The following is a 24,216-nucleotide window of genomic DNA, read 5'->3' as shown; positions in this document are numbered from 1 at the left end:
CGCACCCGAAACGCCCTTGCCGACAGCTTGATCTCGTAAGTCCCCACGCTGTCCACCCGAATCTCCGCGACGACGGACTGCGGATTCACTTCGAAGAACCCGTCCAAGACCTCGAAAACGTCGCTTTTCAGGACGGCGATGACGTCGTCCGGCGCGCCCGTCCGATCCTGCAAAATCACTTTTTTGATCCGTTCCACTCCCCTCTTTCCGTTTTTCATTCTCACCTCGCGAATTTTCGGAAGAATCCGCCGATCCCACGATATCTCGCCGTGCAATCGTAGAGTTCGGTCGTTCCGAGCATCAAATGCGACGCGACCATGCAAACCGCTGCGTAATGCCTGCTTTTGGAGTCGGATATTCTGCCGACGGTCGCGGAGAGCAAGACTTCGTCATCCTCCGGGACGCTTCCGACGACGGGAAGGCGCAACACGCTCCCCACGTCCGCCACGCTCATAACCTCGCCTTTCAAGACGAGATCGCCGCGCACGCGATTGACGATGACTCCGACGCTTCCGAGACGATACGAACAAAGGATATCGGAAACCCGATCCGCGTCACGGACGGCGGCGGGGATCGGCGTCGTCACGATCAAAGCCTCGTCCGAGCAGGCGACGGCGCGATGAAAACCGTCGTCGATCCCTGCGGGGCAATCGATCAGGACGAAATCGAAGGAACGTTTGAGCGCGGAAACGATTTCGGAAAAGCTCTTCAAAGAAACGTTTCCGCCCGAAAGCGCGCGCGAACTCAAAAGGAAGAGATTTTCGCAAAAAGGATGGTTGACCAAGGCTTCCGCAAGCCTGCACCTACCCTTTTCCACGTCCGTTACGTCATAGCAGACCATCGCCTCGATCCCGAGGACGAGGTCGAGGTTGTTTAACCCAACGTCCGCATCCACCAAAGCGACGCGCGCGCCCGCTTCCGCCATCGCGACGCCGAGCGTGGCGGTGATCGTGCTTTTCCCGACGCCCCCTTTTCCGGACGTCACGACGATTGTTCTTCCCATAAGAAAAAGGATACACCTTTCTTTCTCGGGCGTATCCTTTGATTTCGTTGAATTATCGGAATTATTCGCGATTTTTGGCGATTAGTATTTGATTCTTTCCGCAATATAGCTTTCGAGGTCTTCGACTTTGACGATATCTTGTTTCATCGAATCGCGCTCACGGACGGTGACCGTTCCCTTTTCCAAGGTGTCGAAATCGACGGTCACGCAGAACGGCGTCCCGATCTCGTCCTGCCTGCGATAGCGCTTTCCGATCGAACCGGCTTCGTCATAGGTCGCCGAGAACTTCTTCATAAGATCGTGATAGATCTCCGTCGCCTTATCGCCGAGGGCTTTCTTTTGGAGCGGGAGAACCGCGACTTTGTAGGGCGCGATCGCGGGATGGAAATGCATCACGACGCGGGTGTCGCCGCCTTCGAGTTCTTCCTCGTCATACGCGTCGCAAAGGATCGTCAAGACCATTCTTTCCACGCCGAGCGAAGGCTCGATGACGTAGGGAACGTACTTTTCGTTCGTGTTGGGATCGAGATAGGAAAGATCTTTGCCCGAAGTCTTCATATGGGCTTTGAGGTCGTAGTCCGTCCTGTCCGCGACGCCCCACAGCTCGCCCCATCCGAAGGGGAATTTATATTCGAAGTCGGTCGTCGCGTTCGAATAGAAGCAAAGCTCGTCCTTATCGTGATCGCGGAGCTTCAAATTTTCCTCTTTGATCCCGAGACCGAGAAGCCACTCTTTGCAGAAGTTCTTCCAATATTTGAACCATTCGAGGTCGGTTCCGGGTTCGCAGAAGAATTCGAGTTCCATTTGCTCGAACTCACGGACGCGGAAAATGAAGTTTCCGGGCGTGATCTCGTTACGGAAAGATTTTCCGATTTGACCGATACCGAACGGGACCTTCATACGCGAAGTACGTTGGACGTTCAAAAAGTTGACGAAAATACCTTGCGCGGTTTCGGGGCGCAGATACAGGGTGCTGACGCTGTCTTCCGTGACGCCCTGAAAGGTCTTGAACATAAGGTTGAATTGACGGATCCCCGTAAAGTCCGCTTTGCCGCAGATCGGGCATTTGATCTCTTTCGCCTTGATGTACTCTTCCATTTGCGCGTGAGACCAAGAAGCGATATTCTCTTCGATCCCGTTTTTCTTGTTGTACTCCTCGATCAGGTTATCCGCGCGATGACGGGATTTACAGCTTTTGCAATCCATCAAAGGATCGGAGAATCCGCCGACGTGACCCGAAGCGACCCACACGTTCGGATTCATCAAGATCGCGCAATCCAAGCCCACGTTCAAGGGGTTTTCTGTAACGAATTTTTGCCACCAAGCTTTTTTGATATTGTTTTTGAGTTCCACGCCGAGGGGACCGTAATCCCAAGTATTCGCCAAGCCGCCGTAGATCTCGCTTCCGGGATAGACGAAGCCGCGACCTTTGGCAAGCGCGGTCAGTTTATCCATCGTTAATTTTCCACTCATAAGACACCTCCGTTCGTCGTCTTATGAAATCATACTCAATGCGCGATAAAAAGTCAAGCGACAAAGGGGAATTTCGGCGATAAACGCCGCGGCGTTTCCCCACCCCGAAATCGAAGGACGGAAAAGCGCGTTTTACGGTAGCAAATCGAAAGGGCGGCGCGTATGATGAAGTAGAAACCAACACAATGGAAATTCGGGAGGTACATATTATGAACTGTTTCTGCAACAACGATTGTTTATGGCTCTTGCTTCTCTTGTTCTGCTGCGGCGGGAATAAGTGCGGCGGATGCAATATCGAGTGCATCCTTTGGATCTATCTGATCCTTTGCTGCTGCGGCGGGTGCAATAATCCCTGCGGCTGCAAGGACGGTCCGGGCTTCGGATTCGGCTGCAAGTAAGACGCGGAGGGGGCTGCAAGCGCAGCCCCCTCGTTTTCTTATCCGCTGAATCGAACCTTATGAATCCTCCTCTCGGTCGAACCAAAACATCTTGTGCAAAGCGAACTTGACGTAATACCGGACGAATCGATAATGCAAAGAGGCAAGATACTCTTCGTCGTAGACGGCGTGCGGCGCGCGATCGATCAATCGGAAGATCTCTTCCGTCGCGTCCTTTTTGAACGCTTTGACGTTTTCGACGTAGCGCGCGTAATCGTTTTTGACTTCTTCGATCTTTTCCGCAAGATCGTTCGCGTCCGAAAACCCGACCGCAAGCCCTTTTTTCAGCAAAAACTTCAAGTTCTCCTTTTCCTGCGCGTAGACCTTTTCATAAATAATCATCGGCAATCCCGCCGCGATCATTTCGCTCGTGCTGAGCCCTCCGGCTTTCGTGATCGCGAGATCGCTCGCGAACATGTACTCGTAGACGTTATCGACGAAACCGACGTTTCGCAAGACGATATTTTCTTTCGCGGGCATCCGCTCGATCGTTTCGAACGACTCTTTGTTTTTCCCGTTGATCAAGACGATCTGGGTCTTCTCTTTGACGTTTTCGACGAGAGCCTCGTAAAGCTTCGTGATCCCCTGCCATTCGCCGCCGCCGAACATCACCAAGACCGTAAAAAGATCCTCTCGCAATCCGAGTTTTTTTCTTGCTTCGCTCTTTTCGATCGGGAACGAAAACTTCGGATCGATCGGGATTCCCGTAACGACGAGTTGCTCTTTTTTGAATCCGTTTTTAAGGTTTTCTTCCACCATATCAGGATCGGAAAGCGTCAAATAATCGACGCCGATCGCCGATTCGAAAAAAGGCGTGTTGTAATAATCGAGTTCCGATATGATCGTCACCGCCGGCACTTTATAGCACAGTCGAAGATCGCTGATCGCCGCGGCGGGAATAAAATGCGTGCAATAGATCACGTCCGGGCGGAATTCGTTGATCTTTTTATACAGCTTACCGACGCAAGACAAAGCCGCCTTATGCGGATATCCTCTCTTTTTGTTGAACACGACGAGTTTCTTCGAGAGCCTGAATCCGTTTTCGTAAAACTTCGGCGCCTTCGCCATCATTTGCGAATAACCGCTCCGCATCAAGACGTACTGCGCGTTTCCCGCAAACGTTTTCAAGGTGTCGTAAACCTCGACGACGTAGGTCTCGTCCGTCGATTGAAGCAATCGTTTCTTAACGGCGTTCGCGGCGCTGTTATGTCCGTTGCCCGCCGTAACCGTTAAAATCAAGACTTTTTTCATTCGTTATTCATCCGAGAGATCGATTTTAACTCCTTCCGTTCAAGCGATCGTAGGTACTTTTCCCGATCGTGTAAGTCTCGCCGGGGACCGTGTTCCATTTCCCCGCTTCGTCCTTGCAGTTGATATGATAGGTCTTGTTTCTTTCAAGGTCGACGCCGATCGACTTCGCGATCGTCATCAAGCCGCTGCTGATCGCGGGCGCTTTATACGCCATCACTTCGAGCGCGAGATATTTTTTCGGATCAAAGGAAATCTGCAAACCTTCCGTCTCGGGCGCGCCGTTAAAGGATGGCATCATATCCGCCCAAATCCCGATGACGAGGAATGAGAAATTCAACCATTTCTCGCCGTCCTTATCCTCGTAGAGATTCTCTTGGGACGACTTCATAAAGGACTGTTGAATGACCTTCGCAAGGACGCCGTTAAAGCTCTTGACGAGCGAGTTCGCGCGCGGATCGTCCAAATTTTGCGGCAAAAGATTCATCTGGACTTCTTCGAGCTTCTTCCAGTTATAGATATAGAGTTGTCCTTCGATTTCGAGTTTACCGAAGCGGATCGGCGCGTCGCTTCCCTCTTTACCGGAGAAACGATCCAAAATATCGTCGAAATTGCCGCAGGCGATGCCGACGGGAGCGATCGTGTTACTGAAAATGCAGTTTTTGAGTTTGAGATTCGCAACGGCGTTCGTAGATTGTTGCAAGACGACGCCGCACGCGGGATTATTGCGGAAAATACAGCCGTCGATCGTAACGCTTCCGTTCGCGAGGTTAACGTGGCTGTACGCGTATTGAAACAAACACCCCTTGATGATGAAAGTCGCGTCGTGATCGCCTTCGGGATACGCGCCTTTAACCGTGAACGCGCCGCCGCCCTTTTTGCTGAGTTCTTCGAAAGCGGACTGCGAGTCGTCCGTCGTCGGCTGAGTCGCTTGGAAATTCAGGTTGAAGATCGAGACGGAGAGTTTCTCGGGCATATTCGAGATCTTCGAAAAGTCCCAAAGGAGCAAGACGTCCTCGTCCTCGACGGAATTAACCAAGTACTGCCCGTCGAGCTTCTTCCCGTTTCCGTAAAAAGAAAGATTCGCGTTGAGGATCGTTTCGCCGCCCGCTTCTTTCGAAGGATAATAGATATCGGTATGCAAGACGACGGCTTTCGCTCTTCCCCCGTAGCAAACGGTCTTGAAGTCGAAATACGGCGCGAAATCGGGCGTTTCGTTCGCTTCCCTGTCGAAATGCGCTCTTTCGTAACCGACGCCGACGTTGACGCCGTTTACGAGTCTGAACGTATAGCTGTTTCTCACCGCCCTGCCTTCTTGATTATACGCGGTCGCGGTGATCGTTACTTCCTTTCCTTCGACGTCGTCCGCAAAGGTGATGACGCCCCGCTCGTCCACTCTCGCGATCTCGGGATTCGTGCTTTCAAAAGAAAAGGCTTCGATCCCGACCCCCGCGGGGAACGTGGAGACGACGGAGAGCGGGAAAGTCTTCGAGTAAACGCCGTTCGAATACGTCGTGTTTCCGAAAACGCGCTCCTGCATCAAACCGACGCTGTCGGCAAAAACGGTCTCCGAAAGGCGGAAATCCTCGACGGGACTCGTTACGCGAATGACGATCTTTTCCGCCGCGTATCCCTCCGCCGCGGCTCCGATCTCCGCTTCGCCGCTTCCGACTGCGAACATTCTTCCCGTTTGATCGAAACGAACGACGCTCTCGTCGGAACTGACGAAAGAGATTTCGGGGCTCGATCCGTCCAAAGCAAACGCCTTCAAACGGACGTTCGACGTCCCGAGCGCAAGGAAAGAAGAAAGCGCGCCCGCTTTCAAAAACGCGAGATTTTCGATGAGAAGCGTCTTCGCGGAATCGACTTTAACGACGGTAAGGATCTCTTCCCTTCCCTGATACGAGACCTTCACTTTCTTTTCTCCGAAGGAAGCGACGCCCGAGAGACCGACGACCGAACCGCCCTCGACTTCGCTCCCCGAATAAGCGAGATAGGGAGAGACGTCGAAAGAATCCGACGCGGCGTAGACCACGCTTTCCTTCAAAAGCGCGGATCCGGAGACGGAGACCGCGACCTCTTTTCGAACGGTCGTTTTATTTGCGGTAACGCTCGCCGTCAGGACGCAATTCCCCGCCGCGACGCCCTTTAAGACGCCGTTATCGTCCACCTTCGCGACGCTCTCGTCGGAAGAAGTCCAAACGATCTTTTCCGAGCGAACGCTCGAAGAGGGTTTCACTTCCGCGAAAAGAGGCATAACGCCGAACTTCGGAAGCGAGATTTCCTCGTACTCCGCGCCTTGATAATCGCGGACGGAGATCCGACCGGGGATCTTTCCGCCGACGTACAGGGTCATACGCGCGGAAATGGACTCGTTCTTTTCGGACGTGCAGGTGATATCGACGCTGCCGTAATCCTTAAAGAGAATATCGGCGGCGTTTTTACGGGTCTCGGACGTCTTGACCTCCGCGACCGAAGGGTCGGACGAGACCCATTTCATTTCGTCCGTGGCGATTCCCGGGAACACTTCGGAAAACAAAGAATAGATTTTCCCCGTCCCCAAGTAATCTTCGAGATCGATCTCGTCGCTCGCAAGCGCTTTTCCGCCGCGCTTGATGACGACGGATTCCGCGGGAATATCCACGAGAGCGGAAGCGATGAGTTTTCCGCTCGCGTCGATCGTCAGTATGACGAGGATCGGGATCAATAAAAGAATAGCGATAATGATTTTTTTCATAGGTAGTTCAGCCTCTGAGTTTGGCGTACATCTCCTCGTTTAAGTTATATTTCTCGCCGGGCTGCGTGTTGAAAACGCCGTCCGCGCTTTTATTCGTTATCATATAGCAGGACGCGTCGAGATCGAGCATATTTTTCAGCGTCCGCTTCAATAGATCTCCGAAGTTCTTCGTGTAGAGCATCAAGGGCAGGTAGGAAGCCCTTTCGAGATCGATTTTCAGGAGCAATCCGTCTTCTACGCGCTCGCGCGGCTCGTTCAGGATCGTCTTCGGATCGCACCAAAACGGCATGATCAAGACGCCCAAATTGACGTATTTATCTCCGTCTTTCTTTACGCACAGCGCGTCGTTTTCCGAAGAAACGAAGCTGTGACGCGCGCTTTCGGAAAGCTTGTCGTTTACGTTTTTCAAGATCTTATCCAAGCGATCGTTCTTCATAAGACCTTCGGGAATAATGTCCATTCTGACTTCGTCGGATTTCTTCCAATTATAGAGGTAATTATCCCCCTCCCAAGTCAGAGCGTTATAGCGGACGACTTCGTCGCTCGGAAGCGGGAAGGTCCCGTTCGAAAGAATCACCGCGAAAGATAAGCTGTTCGAGAACACGCAATTTCGGATCGTAACGAAATTCGGTTGCTCGTGCAGCGATTCGATCGAGATCGCCGCGCTGACGGTGTTTCGGAAGACGCACCCGTTGAAGGAGATCCTTCCCCCGATCGCCGTGACGTGTTGATACGCGTACTGGAAGACGCAATAATCGAACGCGACTTCGTAGTCCGTGCGCTTTTTTATAAAGGTTCGGATCGGCGTCCCGCCTTTGGTCATCAGCTCCTTAAAGGATTCCTGCGACTCGCTGGTCTTGGGCGCGTAGGACTGGATATAGAGGTTCCGAACGCGAACGCCTTTCTTCTCCTCCTTTCCTTCGAGCATCGAATCCTGAATATCGGTGAAGATATGGCTTTCGTAATCGTATTGATAGAACTGCCCGTCGATCTTATGCCCGTTTCCGTAGATATCGCGAACGAAGACGATCTTGGCGTAGGGATACCGCGTCCAGCCGTCCAACGTTTCGCGGTCGGGCATATAGACGTTCGTTTGGAAGACGAGCGCGAGATCGTCCGCCATATTATTGACCTCGATCGCCTGCTCGTACGGAACGAACGACGGAAGTTCTCCGCTTTTTTCGTCGAACGCGTTCAAGCCGAACCCGAAGCCGACGTTGACACCCTTTACCAAGTTCTTAAAGGTATAGGAGCGCGTAAACGGACTGACCGAGAAAAGGCTCTTCGCTCGGACGGTGATCTCCTTTCCTTCCGCTCCCTCGCGAAACGAGACGAAGCCGTCCTCCGAAACCGAAGCCCACTCGCTATCCGAATAATACTCGAAAAGCATCTTGTTCGCTCCTTCCGGGAAGACCTTTTCGGGGAATAAGCGGATGCCGTTAACGAGTTCGCCGTCGTAATAACTCTTCGTCCCGAAGACGCGTTCTTCCATAAAGCCGATCGGATCGTCCTCTTCGACGAGATTCAGCGAGAAGAAGCTCAGAGGCGTCGCGGACGTCAGTTCGATCGTGAACGCGTGATACCCGTCTTTCTCGAAAGTCAACGTCGCCGTTCCGTCTTTCAACCCGATCACCGCGTCACCGCGGACGGCGATGACGGAAGGATCGGACGAAGCGATCCGAACGCCGTCGATCTTCGCTCTCGTTTCGCGATCCGCGAAAGCGAACGAACGCGCTTTTTTCGCGGCGATATACGCGCCGTCTTTCCATTCTCCGAGGAGAAGCTCGGCGTAATGATCGAGGACGAGTTCGCGAGCGAACGCAAGCTTATAAACCGTGATTTCCGCTCTTTCTTCGCCCGAAAAGACGGAGACCTTTTTACTCCCGCCGAACGGGACCAAAGTCAGATCGACGACGTTTCCGCCCGCAGCTTCGCCGCGAACGATATAGGGCGAAAGATCGAAAGCATTTCCCGAAGCGCAGATTTCCGCCCGTTTTACGAGCGCTTCGCCCGAGACGCGGACGGTAAAGGAATTCGTCTTTTCTCCCGCGGCGTCCTTCGCGCGGACGGTGACCGTCGCGTTTCCTTCCGATAGCGCGGTCAAGACGCCCTCTTTCGAGCAAGCGACGACGGATTCGTCCGAAGACGAGAACGTCGCGCATTCGTTTCCGAGCGCCCCGTAAGGATTTATTTCAAGTCGGATCTGCTCGGATTCGTACTTTTTCATCGCGAACGATCCGTCGATCTCCTCGCCCGTTTTATAGGAATAAAAGGAAAGCGAGTGGATCACGCGGTCTTCCACGAAGAAAGCGCAAGAAGCCTTGATCCGATTGTCGTCCAAACTGACGGCGGTAACCTTCGCGAATCCGCAGTCGCGGAAGGTGACGAGCCCTTCGCCGTTCACCGTGGCGACGCTTTCGTTATCCGATTTCCAATCAAAGCCCGAGACCTGCGCCATGCGCGGCAGGTAGACGGGGATCAACTGATAGGGCTTCGACATATTCTCCGTCAGATCGATCGTTACGTCCGAAACTTCCTCGCCAAGATGCTTCAAGACGAAGGTTTCCACCCCGATCGTAACTTCCGCCGAGATGATCATTCCCGAGACGTTGATCGTCAAAATGATCAAAATCGGGATCAGAAGAAGCAGGAAAACGCAGACCTTTTTCATGGAAGACTATCTTTGCGTGATGCGTTCGTAGCGTTTATCCAAGCCGATCATGAGGTAAGCGACGCTTGCCGCCGCCAAGACGAAAGCGATGCCCGCAAGCGCGAGGAAAGTGATTTTCTCTCCCCACATAAAGATCCCGACCATACCGAACAGCCCGTACCCGACCGAGATCGCGAACCCGACGAACAGGACGACGAAAGTCGAGACGTTACCGACGCTGAGTTCTCCGTCGCCGCCGATCGCGAAACTCGGGCGCGTCGTGTCGAGGCGAACGCCGAAGCAAGTCAGCGCGATCGAGATCAAAAACGCGATCCCGAACGAACTGAACGCATATTTCGCTTCGACCTGCCCCGCCACCCAGACGACGATCGCCGTAACGAGGATGGACAGCGTGGAAACGAGCATATACAGCCCGATCTTTACGAGCATTTGCGTGCGATACGGGATGGGCGTGATCTTCGTCAAATAGAAGTTATCCCCTTCGCGCGAGACCGACGACGCGGCGAAGGACAGGATGATCGAGCAGAAGACGAGCATGACCATCAAAGACAGCGCGGGGACGATGATCGATCCGATCGAATCTTCGCCCATACTCGCCGCGAGCTTATTGCAGGAATAGACCATAACGGGCGCGGCGACCGCCATGCAGAGATATTGAAAACTGTAATTGCCGCTGCGGAAGATATCGAGGTATTCGCGGCAGAAGAACGCCGTCGTCGGGCGGCGAACGCGGTTTTTCGTGACCTTGGTAAAGGTGACGCCGCCGCCTTCGATATCGCGCAAGATCGTGTTCAGATAATGGCGTTTATTCAGAAAATACGTCCCGACCGCAAACGCGGCGACGACGACCAGCGAAAGCAAGCTGCTCCCGAGGCGCCACCTTCCGATTAGCATATACGCAAACCAGTTTGCGGGATAAATATATTCGGACGCCCTGCTGACGATCTTCATCGTGCTCTTGCTGAAAAAGCTCATCGCTTCCTCTTTCATATAGTCGACGACGCCTTGGACGACGCGCATATACGCGCCGAACCCGAACGCGACCAAAAGAATGGAGACGAGGAGCGTCAACGCGAACATATTTTTCGTCCGCGAAGTCAGCTGCATAACGGGGATCGCGAGAAGATTCGCGATCGAGAGCGGAAGCGTGATCGTAAAGACCAAGACGACCGGAAGAAGCGCGTAGTACGACCAATGCTGCGAAGTCTCCGTTCCGAACATAATGAGGACGGGCAGCATCATAACGAAGGTAAAGAAGATCTGAAACAGGACGAAGATCGAGATCTTGGACGCGAAGACCGCCGTCGGAGAGACGGGGAATCGCATCATAAGTTCGTTGTCGCCGCTTCGGAAAAGGTTTTTGATGACCGAACTGATCCCGAATAAAGTCAGGATCAACATCGCGATCGCGAGGAACAAAACCAGGAATTCCGTTCCCATTTCATACAAAACGAAAAGTTGGATCAACTGCTTGATCCCGAAGATGTACAGCGTGTAAAGGACGGCGGCGAACGCGAGGATCGAAAGGATTTTGAGACCTGTCAGAACCGGATTTCCGCTGCCTCTCGTCCCGAAACGCGCTTTGAGTTCCAAACGAAACAGCGTTTTGAATTCTTTCATGCCTTATTCTCCGCCATCGTGTAACTGCGGAAGACGCTTTCGAGTTCTTCCCTCTTTCCTTCTTCGTGCAGATCGATCAAAGCGCAGAGTTCGCCGTCGTGAATGATCGCGACGCGGTCGCAGAGTTTGCTGACGAGGTCGATATTATGCGAAGAGAAGAAAACCGTGTTTCCGTTCGCCGTGTGTTGCTTCATTTCGTCGATGATGTCGAACATGGACTGCGGATCCAAACCGACCATCGGCTCGTCCAAAACCCATAGGCGCGGGTTATGGATCAAAGCGGCGATGATGCAGATCTTTTGCTTCATACCATGCGAATAGCCCTTAATCTGGCGATCGACGGCGAAGGAGATCTTGAACATTTTGAGATATTTGTTCATCCGCTCGATTCTGTCTTCAAGCGACACGCCGTACAGATCGGCGATATAATTGATATACTCTCTGCCCGTAAGTTTCTCGTAGACGGAGTGATTATCGGGGACGTAGCCCGTGTTCTTTTTCGCCTTGATCGGGTCTTTTTTCATATCGTAACCGCAAATCACGATACTGCCCGAATCGTAGGGGTGAATGCCGGTGATACATTTGATCGTCGTGGATTTTCCCGCGCCGTTCTGCCCGAGAAAACCGAAGATCTCGCCGGCGTAAATATCGAGCGTCAAATCGTTGATCGAATATCTTTTGGCGTTGATATACTTCTTTTTGAGGTGGTCGATCTTCAACGTGACTTCACGTCCGTTTTGTTGCTCGTTTTTTTCCTGTTCCATTTCTTTCTCCTTTCTTGCGTAAACTGAAATCGATTCGGGATCGGAGCTCGGCTATTGCCAGCTGACTTCTCCGTCCTTACGAATATTGCCCCATCTGCCGTCCTTCTTGACTCTTCCGTAACCTTCTCCGGTAAAGGGCGTTGCGGCGTCGTAAATAAAAGGGACGGTTTCCTTTCCCGTTTGATCGATATAGCCGCACTTTTCTCCGAGCGAGACGTTTGCCCAACCTTCAGAGAAGCTTCCCGCCGTGTCGTACTTGTACGGGACGACGAGCTCGTTCTCTCGATTGATATATCCGAAAAGTCCGTTCATCTCGACCGCCGCCATGTCCTCTTTGAAATTCAAAGCTTCGTTATAGATCGGGGGTATGACGACGTTTCCGTTCTCGTCCTTAAAGCCCCATTTGCCCGCTTTTTGGAATTTCGTAAAGCGATCTTTTTCCGGCTCGATCTTCGGAGAATGGACGAGTTTCTCCCGCGGGAAGATCTTGGAAAAATCCACCGCGTTGCCTTTATTTTTGGAAGAAAACTCCTTCTTTCCCTGTTGGGGTCTGCCGTCGTTTTGACGAGGCTTGTTCTCGTTCGGACGGCGATCGTTTCTTTCGTTTCTGCGATCTTGATTTCCTTCGCGGCGTTCGCCTTGCTCGCGACCTCCCGCGCGGCGGTCTTCCCCGCCTTTTTTCTCTCCGACGCTCTTTTCTCCGCGCGGCTGCTCCGCGGACTTCTCCGCTTGCGCGGGCTCGTCCGGACGGAAAGAAACGCCGAGAGGCGCGATCGCATTTTGCAGTTCGAAAAGCTTTTTCTTATTGAAATTCTGGACCTTGAACATATCCGTCTTACGGCGGACGGCGACGTCGCGGACGAGAAGCACCCCGCCCTTTTTCAGGATTTCAAGCGTCTCGACCGAGAGGTTCAGCCCCTCGACGGACATCGCGAGCACCTCTTCCGAATAGGGAGGCGCGTAGGTATCGGTTTGCGATTGTTGCGGTCTCTTATGAAACCGCCTCGAATTATTTCTGCCCATAGTTACTCCTTATAGATCTTTCTTCGTCTTTTCCCCGCGCGGAGGATCAGCGCGGTCGCGATGCTCGCCGTCACCGTGACGACGAAAATGACGATCGCGAGCGTCTGCCCGCCGGAAAGCCCTCCCGTTCCGAGAGAGCGGGTAAGCGCGTAACACGTCTTGCCCTTATACAGGACTTTCGTGAATTCGTTTTCTTTGTTCAAAGGTTCGAGCGCATAGATCTCCGTCCCGTCCGACAGGCGCGCCGCTTCTTCGCTGTCCACGCTTGCGTCTTTATAAAGGATGACGGTCATTCCGAGTTTTTCCGCCTTGATCTTTACTTTGTAGCGATGGATCGGCTCGGGTTCGTCGTCCACCGAGACGACGTCGCTGATCAACGCGTATGCGCTTTCCCCGTTATAGGAAACGCGATAAAAGCCCCATTCGTCCGCGCCGCTCTCGTTAACGGCGACGACGGCGTTCACCTCGAAGATCTCTTCCTTCCCGAGCGCCCGAAACAAAGGCTCGACCCCCTTCTCGATCTCAATATACGAGGGATAGCGATAGAGATTTACGCCTTTTTTCGTGTGCAGACAGCGCGCGCGACGAATCGGAGAAACCGCTTCGGAAAAGACAGTCGCGTCCTCCTTCGGAAGATAAGCGATCCCCTTTTCGGTCTCGACGCGCAAATACTCGTTGCCCGCGTAGACGAGCGACGCGAAGCAGACGAGCTTTTTCCCTTTCGGTAAATAGGTCACGTCCTCGAAATTATCGGGCGCGACGTAGGCGATCGAAGATTCCGCCTTTACGGCGCAGACAAAGACGGGCGACGCGATCGGAGCTTCGTCCTTGAAATCGCTGTCCTCTTCGGTGACGACGCCGAAAACGCTCTTTTTGAACCGCGCGACGTTATGGTCGGCGGTCAGATAGACCGTCCCGTCCTTCCCGATCTCGATCGCGCCGTAACGCTTTGCGTTTCCGATCGGGAGTTCGGTCGGGCTGAAATAGCCGCCGAGCGTGCGATAATAGCGGATCAAACGCCCGCTTTCGGTCAGTAAAAACATATTGCCGCGATAGTCGACCGCGAAATCGCGGATCTCGGCAGGAACGGTCAAAGAGCCGGAAAGCGGATCGCCGTCCTGCGTAAAGGCGCGGATTACGCCGCCCGAGTAAGCGTAGACGACTTTCCCGCCGATCCCGACGGAAAGATTCTCCACGAGAGCGTCGAACGAACGCAAACGAACGAACTCGTTCGTCCCGGATTTTTTAACGTAGACGGTTTTCCCCGCGCTTGCGAAGATCGAGCCGTCCGCCGTCGCGGCGACGGAAGTCAAAGAGCCGCCTTCGAGCGCGTATTCCCGCTCGAAAAGAAGCCCGCGGAATTCGAGCAAAGATTCGCCGTTGACCGCGTAAATCGCGTCGCCTGCGTTCGCGATCGCGCCGACCGTCCCGACGGGATAGCCGCCGAGCGCTTTCGCCGAACCGCTTCCGAAGATCGTGATGCGCTCGTTTTTATCGGCGACCGCGATCACGCCGTCCTTAACGGAAAGCGCGGTCGGATCTTTCAGTCTTCCGACGTTTTTCCCGAACGAACCCACGAAACGGGAAAACGCCCCGTCCGAAGAAGAAAAGACTTTAACGGCGGGATACGACGCGTCTATGACGAAAAGCGAGTCGCCCGCAAGGGCAAAATCGCAAACGCGCCCGACTTTGTCGTCCTTTTCGCCGACGGGCAAAAAGCTTTTCGAAAGATTTCCTTTATAGACGGTTTCGTCTTTCAAATAGAAAATCGAACCGCCTTCGACCGCGAAATTCCTCGCGGCGACGTCCAGTCCCGAAGCGACGTCCGCAATCTCGGAATACTCGCCCGCTTCCCTTTTGAGGATCTTGCCGAACAACGTGCGGAAAAACAGCGTTTCGCCCTCCGCGTAAAGATACATCGACCATTCGGGCATCGAGGGCAGAGAAAAACTCGTCGCGAAATCTCCTTCGCCCGAGAAATCGAAGACGTAGACCTCTTTCATATCGGAAAGCGCGAACAGCTTTTTCCCCGAAAGCGCGATATCCGTAACGTTCGCAAGGTGCGGATCGAATTCGAGCTTTTCTCCGCTTAAAGAATAGCGCAGGATCTTCGCGCTGGAATCCATCGAAGCGCTCTCGCCGCAAAGCAGGAAGACGTTCTCTTCCGAAGCGCACAGCGCATAGCAGTACTTCGCGCTGACGGGGAACGAAGCGATCGAATCCTTTCTTATCACGACGATCTTTCCGTCGTCGAAAACGGCGGCGCTCTCACCCCACGCCGCGACCTTGGTCGGCGCGGTGAACGAATAATAATCGGAAATCAAAAACGAAGGGGCGTTCTCCCCCTCCGCGCTAACGCAAAAAAGGCATTGACCCGCGGTCAACGCAAACAGACTTACAAAAAGAAAGACGATGATCGCGAGATCAGCTTTCAGCCGCCTCATTGAGCTTCTCGACCAATTCGTCCACGTCGATGCCGTGGACTTCCGCGGCTTGCCCCACCGTCTCGCCGCGCGCAAACGCGCAGCCCAAACAATGCATCCCGACGCCCATTAAGACCTCGGCGATCGCTTCGGAGTTTCCTTCCCTGATGGCTTCGCTGATCAGCATGTCTTTGGTAATATTCGCCATAATAAAACCTCCTTGGGTGTAATATATTGTAACACAAAAAGAATTCTAACACAACACAAACGCGCGCATTTATGGTAAATAGAGTAAAATCGATTATTTTTGTCGTTTTTGAGCGGATTTCGCCCCGAATCATAGTCTCGTCCGTCCCGAAATATACATAGGGTAGACCCGAAAACGAGTCGGGAAACGGCAAAGAGGTGTTTATGAAAAGAATCACGGAACATTTATCCAAAGAAGTCGTCACAATCGCGGAAGGCGAGATCGCGGGCATCATTACGAACGCATACGTTACGGAAAAACTGACGCGCGTCAAAGGCTTTATCGTCTCTTCGGACGAGAAAGAGGAAGCGGGGCTTGCCGACCTCAGGCGCATCGCGGGCTGCGAGGACGCTTTGACCCTTCCGAGCGCGGATCGCATCAAACAAGGGATTTTCTTCGCCTGCCCGCTCGGCGCGAAAACCTTTGACAGCGAGGGGCGTTTCCTCGGCGTATTGCGCGATCTCGTCTTTGACGAAAGGACGGGAGCGACCGCGACCCTCGTAACGGACGAAAGCGAGTTTTCCCCTTCTCTCGTGATCGCCGCGACCGACCGCGCCGTCGTTCTCCGCGCGGAAGCGCACGCGGGAAAAGCGTTCAAGCGAACCGCGGCGAAAAAAGGCGCGACCCGTCCGAAACGATCGAAAAGCGAAGTCCGCGCGACCGAAATCGCGCCCGTCCTCGAAGAAAGCGATCTTCCGATCGGAGAAACGGAGGACACGAGCCCGAACCGAGCGGGCGCGGGAGAAGCGGCGATCCCCGATGAGAAAGCGGCGAATATTGCGCATATATCCGATAGAAACGAGAAAAATGCGTTTTCGGGAGATTACGATTTTCTGATCGGAAGGATGATCACGAAAGATCTTTTGTTTTCAAACGGAAGCGCGGTAAAGAAAGGCGAGATCGTCTCGAAAGCGATCCTCGACGGCGCGCGGACAAACGGGAAACTCGTCGAGCTCACGGTCAACAGCAGACGCGTATGAGAAAAATCCCCGCAGCCCTTTTCGCGATCCTGCTGCTTTTTCTCGCGCTTCTTCCTTCCTGCGCCGAGAAAAACGAAACGCGCCACCGCCCTTCTTATCGTATCGAAGCCGAGCTTTTCCCGGAAAGAAACGAACTCTCGCTGAAAACGGAGATCCGATGGTTTATCCCGCAAGACGGGCTTTCCGCGGTGAAATTACGGCTGTATCCGAATGCCTACGGCGAAGGGGACTCGCCCGTTACGCCCGAAAAAACGCGCGCGGCGTATCCGAGCGGCGAGAATTACGGCGGCGCGGAGATTCTTTCGGTCTCTTCGAACGCGGGCGTAAAGGATTATTCGGTCGGCGTCGAGGACGACACCGTCCTGACCGTTCGCCTGAACGGGAAAAAGAAAAAAGGCGAAGAGATCCGCCTCGTCATCGAAGAGATCGTCCGCCTCGCTTCGATCAAACACCGCCTCGGCTCGTACGGCGGCTACTATACTCTTTCGGGGTTTTATCCCGCGGTTTGTCCCTTTTCGGGAGGAAAATTCCGCGCGGATCCTTATGAGCCTTACGGCGATCCTTTTCTCTTCAAAACTTCGGATTTTTCCGTCGATTTGACACTACCCGTCGGCTTTGACGCCGCCGCTTCCGCAGTCTACTCCGAAAAGACGCGCTTTGGAAAACGGACGACTTTCCGCTTTTCTCTCGAAAATGCGCGCGACTTCGCCGTCGTCTGCTCGAATCGGTTTCAAACGGCGCAAACGGAAGAAGGCGGCGTCCCGATCCGCTACTTTTACGAATCGGATAAAAAAAGCGCGGAGCTTTTGAAGACCGCGGCGAACGCCGTCCGCCTCTTCCGAGAAACCTTCGGCGAATTTCCCTACCCCTCTTTGACGATCGCCGCCGCGCCCTTTTGCGAAGCGGGAATGGAATTTTCGGGACTTGCACTTCTTTCAAACGAACTGACGAGCGCCGCGAAAAAGCATACCGCCGTCCACGAGATCGCGCATCAATGGTGGTTCGGAAAAGTCGGTTTCGACCAATTTCTGACCCCGTGGATGGACGAAGGACTCGCGGAGTACGCAACGGCGTTTTACTACAAAGCGAGCGGCTTGCAATCGTCGTTTCGCGCGATGATCGCAAGCGCGGAAGAGGATTTCTCGATCTTTTCCGCGATCAAAGGCAAGGACGCCTGCCGACTCGACGCGCCGCTTCCCGACCTCGCGGATGGCTACTGCGAGATAGCCTATCGAAAATCGCTTCTTTTCTTTTCCTCGCTCGCGGAGATCGAGGGATATGAGCGAATGAACGGCGCGCTGAAAGAATTCGCCGACCGCTTCGAAGGGAAGATCGCCTCGCCGAGCGACCTCATCGATTCGCTTTCCCGCTCGATGAAAAAAGATCTTTCGCCCTACTATGAAAAATGGCGGGACGGAGCTCTCCCCGTCCCGTGATCAAACGTTCGATCCGAGATTTTACAGGCTGTTTTTCAAGACCTCGACGACTTCCTCTCTCGAAAGGATCTTATAGCCGCCGTCCATAATAAACGTCGCGTCCGCGATCCCCTCGATCATATCCCGAGTCACGCCGAGTTCGGTCAGATTCATCGTAAGTCCGATCTCCCTCATCCAGCTTTCCATCGCGGAAAGCCCCGCTTCCGCGAGCGCGCGATCGGTCTTCCCTTCCGAGGAGATCCCCCAAACTTCGGTCGCGAAACGAGCAAACTTCTTTTCTCCGAACGGAAGGATCCTCCTATAATACGGGAGCGAAACCGCCGCAAGCGTCATTCCGTGGGTTTGGTCCGTGTACGCGCCGACCGCCTGCCCGAGCATATGGACCATCCAATCCGTCGTTTTTCCGCAGGAGATCAGCGTGTTCAAAGCCCAAGTCGCCGCCCACATAATGTTCGAACGCGCCTCGTAATTCTCGGGGTTCGCGACCGCAGCGAGCGAATTTTTGACGACGGAGCGCATCAGTCCTTCCGCGATCGAATCGCTGACGGAATCGTCCTCGCCCGAAAAATATTGCTCGCAAATATGGTTAAAAATATCGTAGATCCCCGCGACCATCTGCCGTTTCGGAAGCGAAAAAGTATAGGTCGGGTCGAGGACGGAGAATTTCGGCATGACTTCGTCGCCGAAGACGTGCCCGATTTTCAGTTTTTGCGCGTGGTTGGTGATGACCGAACCGCCGTTCATCTCCGAACCCGTCCCCGCCATCGTCAAAATGCACCCGACCGGGACGATCTCGCAGGTCGGTTCTTCGAAGCGAACGAAGTACTTCTCCCAAGGATCTTCGTCGGTATGGACGGAGACCGAGACCGCCTTTGCGTAGTCGCAGCAGGACCCGCCGCCGACCGCGAGCAAAAGGTCGACCTTGTTTTCGCGCGCGATGCGGACGCCCTCTTTCAGCTTTTCGACGGTCGGATTCGGCATCACGCCGCCGTCCTCGACGATCGTTTTCCCGTTCGCTTTCAGGATCCGAACGACTGCGTCGTAAACACCGTTTTTCTTGATCGAACCGCCGCCGTAGATCAGCTGGACGACTTTTCCGTATTTCGGCAACTCGCCGTTCAGGTATTCGATCGCGTTTTCGCCGAAAAATAATTTCGTGGGATTATGATAGACAAATGAGCCGAGCATATCTTTTCTCCTTGCGTTTTTCTTTATTGTATCAAAAACTACAGCCGAAAAGTCAATACCTTTCCGAAAGTCGATCGAAAGGTTTTTCGAATGCGACTTGCAATAAGCGGCGATAATTTTTTATAATATCGAAAAGGAAGAAAAAGGAGCCGAAACGCAAAATGGAAAGACGGATCACGGAAAAGTCGATCGATCGAGACGAAGCGCGCGCAAAGCGACGCGACGCGATCCTTTCGATCCTCCTGATCGCGGGCGAGACGGCGGCGTTCGTCATCTTGCACTTTTCGCGCCTTTCGCCAATAATCGCGAAGCTCTGCGTCGTTTTACTTCCGTTCGGCTATTCGCTCGCGAACCTCTCCTTTCGCTCGTTAAAAGGCTATATAACGCAAATCGCGCTGGCTTTTACCGTCGCTGCGGACTGCGTCTTCCTTTTCGCACCCGAAAAGCGCGTCCTCGCGATCACGCTTTTCATCGCGGTACAACTCTCTTATTGCATCCGCCTTTTACTCCCCTGCGAGAAAAAAGTCCGCTCCGAAAACGTCTGCGCCCGACTCGCCCTGATCGCCTTGTTCTGGATCTACGCGGGGATTCGCTTCGGTTTCAAAAACGCGCTGCCTTTCGTCACGCTCTTTTACGCCGTCAATCTGATCGGAAACCTCGTCTCGGCTTTCGCGCTCTCCGAATCCAAATCCCTTCGTTTCGGTTTTCTCTTTTTCTTCGCCTGCGATCTCTTCGTCGCTCTGACGCAATACGCCGAATTCGCGACCGTTTTTTCACCCGCTTTTTCCGCTTTCCTGACGGAACATTACGTCGCTTGGTACTTCTACCCCGAAGCGCTGACCCTGCTCGCGCTTTCGTCGAATGAGCGTGCGTTTCCCCATGATTCGCCGCCGAAATCGAAAAACAGCGGTTGCAATGAATAAAAAAAAGTGCTATACTGTCCTCACTTGGGCATGTACCGGCTTCGACGTGGAGCGAGGTGACAGTTTAAGCACGTAGCAGGCTCGTCTGCTTATCAACGGAACTGTTCTAAAATAAAGGACACCAACAATCTTCAAACGATGGCCGCTTAATGGCCGTCTGTCGCCCCGACGGACCTACGACGTCGGACGCGGCATCATTACGGTAGGGAACGGCTCTTACGCGTCGCCGCGCGCATAAGGCTGAAAGTTGCGGCTCGGAACGCTGTGGCCCGCCTACGGGCAGCCGCGGACGACAACAAACGCAGGCTAAACGTGTAGAAAGAATTGAGGCTTCCTTTACGGACCGGGGTTCAACTCCCCGCATGTCCACCAGTATGTAAGGCTGTTTCTAACAGCCTTTTTTATTTCCTTATTGCGGGGAGTGCGCGCTATCACGCGCCGCCGATTCTCGGCGTGAACCCCTCCGAGGATTCAACCGCTTGAATCATAGATTCTTCACGCGCTTTGGCTAAAAAAGCCGCACTGTGGCTTTTTCTTAACGCGTCGCGCCCCGCATGTCCCACCACAGGCAGTTTAAAGCTCGTTTTTCGCTGATGGTTGCCTTTTTTCGTGCAAATTTAAAACATACGAAACGCGGGTATCTACCGGTTTGTATTATTTTTATTACCGTTTCGGATTTACAAGATGGCTATCAACCGACGAAAGTCGGCACAACTTTGGCATTGGTATAGATCACGTAGTTGGACACCCTGGTGGAAGGGATCGCCCCTTGGGCGTTGTAGAGGACCGTTTCCACGACCAAGCGATAGTTGGAGTAAGTGAGTCCCGCCGCTTCAAACGCCGCGCCCGTTTTGACCGTAACGTGCAAGACGGGGAGTGTGATCTCCGCGCCGTTGTCGATCAAATTGGCGCTGTTTGCGGCAATCAGATGCGTATACTCCGTGCCATTGTCTATGGGAGGCGTGGCTTCTCCTTCAAAGGTTACGGTAAAATAGTCGGAAACGTCCAGCAACGCGCCGCCGTAGGTGCCATCCGCATCCTTTGCGAGCAGTTTGACCGAGACGGAAACGCTTTGATAGTTTTCTATTTGTTCTTCCACCGCCGTGGCGTCAATAACGGCAAGAAGATCGAATTGCGCCGTCGTGGCGGTACCGATATTCAAAGCGTTGATACCGAGGGCGGTAAAGTTGCCCACTTTGTCGCCAAGCGGGTTAAGGTCAAGTACCGCGACCTGCGGATCGGCTTCGGAATAGTAAGAAACGGGAGGCGTTTCCTCTGCCGAAATGGTGTTTTTGCTGTACGTCGTGCCCTGCGCGGAGAAAGCGACGTTGGAAGATGCCGAAAGCGTAACGCCGCTGTCCGGTGACCCGATCCCTCGACCGGGGAACTGCGCCGGGATCGCGGTGGCGCCGTATGAAACGGTTACCGTAGCATTGATTTCAAACTTGTTTTCTCCGGCAAATTTATCACTGATATCGCCTGTAACGAATTCAACATAGTTTTGCGTCAAACGGATGTTTGCGTTGGCGTAATCTCCCGTCGCAACGTCCGCAACGCCGTTGAGAGTATAATCTATGGCGTATTCTCCCGTTACGGTAGGCGTGCCGATGATCGCGCGGAGCATTTCCAATCCCTCCTTGCGCGTCAAATAAAGAAGGAAACTTTGATAGACTTCCGTTGCGCGGATCAAACTTCTGACGTTTGCTTTGATATCCGCATCAAGAGCGTCGCTGAGACCCAAAACGCTTCGGAGTGAAACGATGAGTTCATTGTTTTCCGCCGTCATGACTTGTGACCCTAAAAGCGAATCGCCGTGAATGGACAAGTTGTCGTGATAGAAAATTTTGCCCAAAACCAAGTGGATCAACGTGTGCGCGCCGGTATCAAGGATCTTAGAGGGATGTTCCACATCTCCGAAGGAAGTGGGCGTAGTGATCAGGAAGTAATGGAACAACGCATCGTTTACCGCGTTGGATTTTGTATAGACGGAAAGATAGTATCTTTCCGAGATCTCTGTTCCGGACGTAGTGACAGTATATTTTTGCACGGAATCATCCGCAAGTTCCTCGTCGGTAGCCAAGCGATAACCCTGTCCGGAGACAACGACGGTTGCTTCACCCGCTACGCACTGTACCATCTTGTCCGTGCCGCCGCCGTTTTGCACGACGCCCAAGGTCAACATCTCGCCGAGGGTAACCGGGCTGAACGCCGCCCCACCGAACACGCCCGCCGCACTCATCGTCTCTCGGAATGCCGATAGATTAAGTGTGTTGCCTCCGAAGGCGCTTCCGATCGTTGCATAATACGGCTTTCCGCCGCGATTCTTATCCACCAAAACGAGAACCGCGTCCGACGGGAAGTTTTTGAGGATCTCATTGGTATTTGCTTTATAGAAAAGCAAATTCTTTTGATAATTGCGATTGACGTTTTCTCCCATATTGATGGCGGACGCCCATTCCGTAACCGTTCTGGAATAAGTATATCTGAAAAAGATAGTCACAGGTGTGCCGACGTTTTCGATAAGAGCTTCACCAAATTTATCGGTATAGTGACTTTCCATATAATTAGTTCCGCTTTGCACGGCAATATCAAAGCTGTAGGAAAGCACCTTTTTGACAAAAACGGGGACATATAAATGATACGCAACGCGAGTCACGTCCGCAGGATCAAAAAATCTTACGTCAATAAGCGAGAATTGCAACTTGCCGCTGTCGAATGCGGCGTTTGTCACATAAAACTGTCCTGCGTCTCGTTTTAAGCCGACGCCCGTCACACTCGGCGTAAATACGCCTTCCGAGTACGCTACTTTATAGATCACGACGACGTAACTGCCGCTTATATCCGTTCCGAAATCGAAGCGTGTGTTGGTAAGCATCCTCAAATAGCTGTTTATCATCTTATGCGAATTGGTCCGATCCGTATCATCAAGGATCAGCACGGGGAAATCCGCGCCGAGATATCCAAGACCGGCAATTTCGGAAGAAAACATCGTGAACTTCCCTCTATACGCGCCGAAGACCTGCTTATTGGTATTCCCGGACGAACCGCTGTAATACGCCTCCGCCACATCGTACAGTCCGTCGGCGTCCGCATAAATCGAATTTATCGGAAGATTTGCCACGTTATTCGCCACACCGTCGCCCGTGAGCGTTAGCCCGCCGATGGTCAAAGTCGGGTTGACGGTAACGTAAGGGAACGCGGCGATATTTCCGTCAACGTTTACGTAATCATCCGTCGACGTAGTCGTGTCGTTTACGACGCCGTAAGCCGTATTCCCGCTCGTTGCGTTGACGTTTGCGAAAACGACGTATCCGTCGCCATAGGTCCCCACGTTGCTCATTCCGTAATTGTTGGCGTCGCTATTATAATATCCGACGTGTTTCCCGCAATAGGTTATTCCGTTGTACGTTACGCCGACGAATTTTAAAGGGCTGCTTACGGCGTTATTGCCGACGATACATCCTATCTTACGGTTCGTGGAAGAAGTAGAATCATCGACGACGCCACCATCCAAATGGACAAGCGTTGTGTTTTCAAACAGCAAGTCATACCCACTGAACTTGTATTTAAAACTTTCGTTGTTCATTGTTTTTCTGTAGCCGCTGTTGTTTTGGTTTTCCGGAATGCGACCGCAATTGGATGCGCCCAAAAAACCGCCGGTGCCACAGTAGTTGCTTCCGTTTGCGTAATTCGTTTTAATGAGACAACCCGTAACCGTCGCATTGTTGATATCGCAAACGAAACTGTACTGATTGTTCAGGGCGACATTGTCTCCTTCCGCAAACGCGACAATGCCACCGGACGCACATATGTCGCTTTCCGTATAGGTTGAGATGATTTCGTAGTCTTTTACCTTCAAACCGTTGCAACCGAAATAGTAGCCGTCACGTCCGGTCAACCATCCGATGGCCCCTCCCGCAAAACGTGTGCCGATCAATGATGCCGTTTTGTCGCTTCCGTCTATCGTGACGTTCCGCACGGTCATAAAATAGTTTTGCGTCAATCTGCCGACCAATCCGCCGACGGTGTTCGCCCTTACGTTC

17 protein-coding genes and 1 other RNA gene are annotated in these 24,216 nt (G+C 53.2%); 5 read left to right on the top strand and 13 right to left on the bottom strand.

All coding sequences use genetic code 11. The features are described 5' to 3' along the window. The 3 genes from K5753_03995 to K5753_03985 form a co-directional block, all read right to left on the bottom strand. The coding region (locus K5753_03995) for a hypothetical protein (protein ID MCR4726362.1) at positions 1-218 on the bottom strand (218 nt) is incomplete at its 3' end. Positions 219-220: 2 nt separating this feature from the next. Then, on the bottom strand, positions 221-1,003 hold the full coding sequence (gene minD / locus K5753_03990; GenBank protein MCR4726361.1) for a septum site-determining protein MinD: 783 nt from the start codon (positions 1,001-1,003) through the stop codon (positions 221-223). Between the two features lie 81 nt (positions 1,004-1,084). After that, a complete protein-coding gene (locus K5753_03985) occupies positions 1,085-2,476 on the bottom strand; it encodes a glycine--tRNA ligase (GenBank protein MCR4726360.1) in 1,392 nt (463 codons plus the stop codon). Between the two features lie 185 nt (positions 2,477-2,661). Here K5753_03985 and K5753_03980 point away from each other — a divergent pair, with 185 nt between their 5' ends. Next, a complete protein-coding gene (locus K5753_03980; GenBank protein MCR4726359.1) occupies positions 2,662-2,874 on the top strand; it encodes a chorion class high-cysteine HCB protein 13 in 213 nt (70 codons plus the stop codon). Positions 2,875-2,931: 57 nt separating this feature from the next. Here the strand turns inward: K5753_03980 and K5753_03975 are convergent, their stop codons facing one another. Genes K5753_03975 through K5753_03940 form a run of 8 tightly spaced genes read right to left on the bottom strand, consistent with a single transcriptional unit; the run spans position 2,932 to position 15,607 of the window. Beyond that, on the bottom strand, positions 2,932-4,164 hold the full coding sequence (locus K5753_03975) for a hypothetical protein (protein ID MCR4726358.1): 1,233 nt from the start codon (positions 4,162-4,164) through the stop codon (positions 2,932-2,934). Between the two features lie 25 nt (positions 4,165-4,189). Next, entirely contained in the window at positions 4,190-6,898 is a 2,709-nt protein-coding gene (locus K5753_03970) for an Ig-like domain-containing protein (protein MCR4726357.1), read from the bottom strand. 7 nt (positions 6,899-6,905) lie between these two features. Next, complete coding sequence (locus tag K5753_03965) at positions 6,906-9,569, bottom strand: Ig-like domain-containing protein (GenBank protein MCR4726356.1); 2,664 nt, start codon at positions 9,567-9,569, stop codon at positions 6,906-6,908. Positions 9,570-9,575: 6 nt separating this feature from the next. Beyond that, positions 9,576-11,189 (bottom strand): hypothetical protein, encoded by a 1,614-nt coding sequence (locus tag K5753_03960; protein ID MCR4726355.1) that lies wholly within the window; start codon positions 11,187-11,189, stop codon positions 9,576-9,578. After that, positions 11,186-11,953, bottom strand: a complete 768-nt coding sequence (locus K5753_03955) for an ABC transporter ATP-binding protein (GenBank protein MCR4726354.1) — start codon at positions 11,951-11,953, stop codon at positions 11,186-11,188. Before K5753_03955 ends, K5753_03960 begins: the two co-directional genes overlap by 4 nt. Before the next feature lie 51 nt (positions 11,954-12,004). After that, positions 12,005-12,976, bottom strand: coding sequence for a WG repeat-containing protein (locus K5753_03950; protein MCR4726353.1), 972 nt, complete (start codon positions 12,974-12,976; stop codon positions 12,005-12,007). A 2-nt stretch (positions 12,977-12,978) separates the two neighbouring features. Beyond that, positions 12,979-15,420: a hypothetical protein gene (locus K5753_03945; protein ID MCR4726352.1), complete on the bottom strand. Its 2,442-nt coding sequence runs from the start codon at positions 15,418-15,420 to the stop codon at positions 12,979-12,981. Continuing rightward, positions 15,401-15,607, bottom strand: a complete 207-nt coding sequence (locus tag K5753_03940) for a DUF1858 domain-containing protein (protein ID MCR4726351.1) — start codon at positions 15,605-15,607, stop codon at positions 15,401-15,403. Before K5753_03940 ends, K5753_03945 begins: the two co-directional genes overlap by 20 nt. A 203-nt stretch (positions 15,608-15,810) precedes the next feature. Here K5753_03940 and K5753_03935 point away from each other — a divergent pair, with 203 nt between their 5' ends. Then, a complete protein-coding gene (locus K5753_03935) occupies positions 15,811-16,626 on the top strand; it encodes a hypothetical protein (protein MCR4726350.1) in 816 nt (271 codons plus the stop codon). Then, positions 16,623-18,062, top strand: a complete 1,440-nt coding sequence (locus tag K5753_03930) for a M1 family metallopeptidase (protein MCR4726349.1) — start codon at positions 16,623-16,625, stop codon at positions 18,060-18,062. Before K5753_03935 ends, K5753_03930 begins: the two co-directional genes overlap by 4 nt. A gap of 21 nt (positions 18,063-18,083) precedes the next feature. Here K5753_03930 and K5753_03925 read toward each other — a convergent pair whose 3' ends face one another. Next, entirely contained in the window at positions 18,084-19,250 is a 1,167-nt protein-coding gene (locus tag K5753_03925; GenBank protein ID MCR4726348.1) for an iron-containing alcohol dehydrogenase, read from the bottom strand. 161 nt (positions 19,251-19,411) lie between these two features. Between K5753_03925 and K5753_03920 the strand changes: the two genes are divergently transcribed. Then, complete coding sequence (locus K5753_03920) at positions 19,412-20,173, top strand: hypothetical protein (GenBank protein MCR4726347.1); 762 nt, start codon at positions 19,412-19,414, stop codon at positions 20,171-20,173. Between the two features lie 26 nt (positions 20,174-20,199). Beyond that, positions 20,200-20,545, top strand: a transfer-messenger RNA (tmRNA) gene (gene ssrA, locus K5753_03915). Positions 20,546-20,864: 319 nt separating this feature from the next. Here ssrA and K5753_03910 read toward each other — a convergent pair. Then, positions 20,865-24,216: hypothetical protein (locus K5753_03910; GenBank protein MCR4726346.1), on the bottom strand; the 3,352-nt coding region annotated here is incomplete at its 5' end.

The sequence above is a fragment of the Clostridia bacterium genome (genome assembly GCA_024685775.1).
Lineage (GTDB): Bacteria > Bacillota > Clostridia > Christensenellales > CAG-1252 > CAG-1252.
This window is presented reverse-complemented; position numbering and strand designations above follow the sequence as displayed.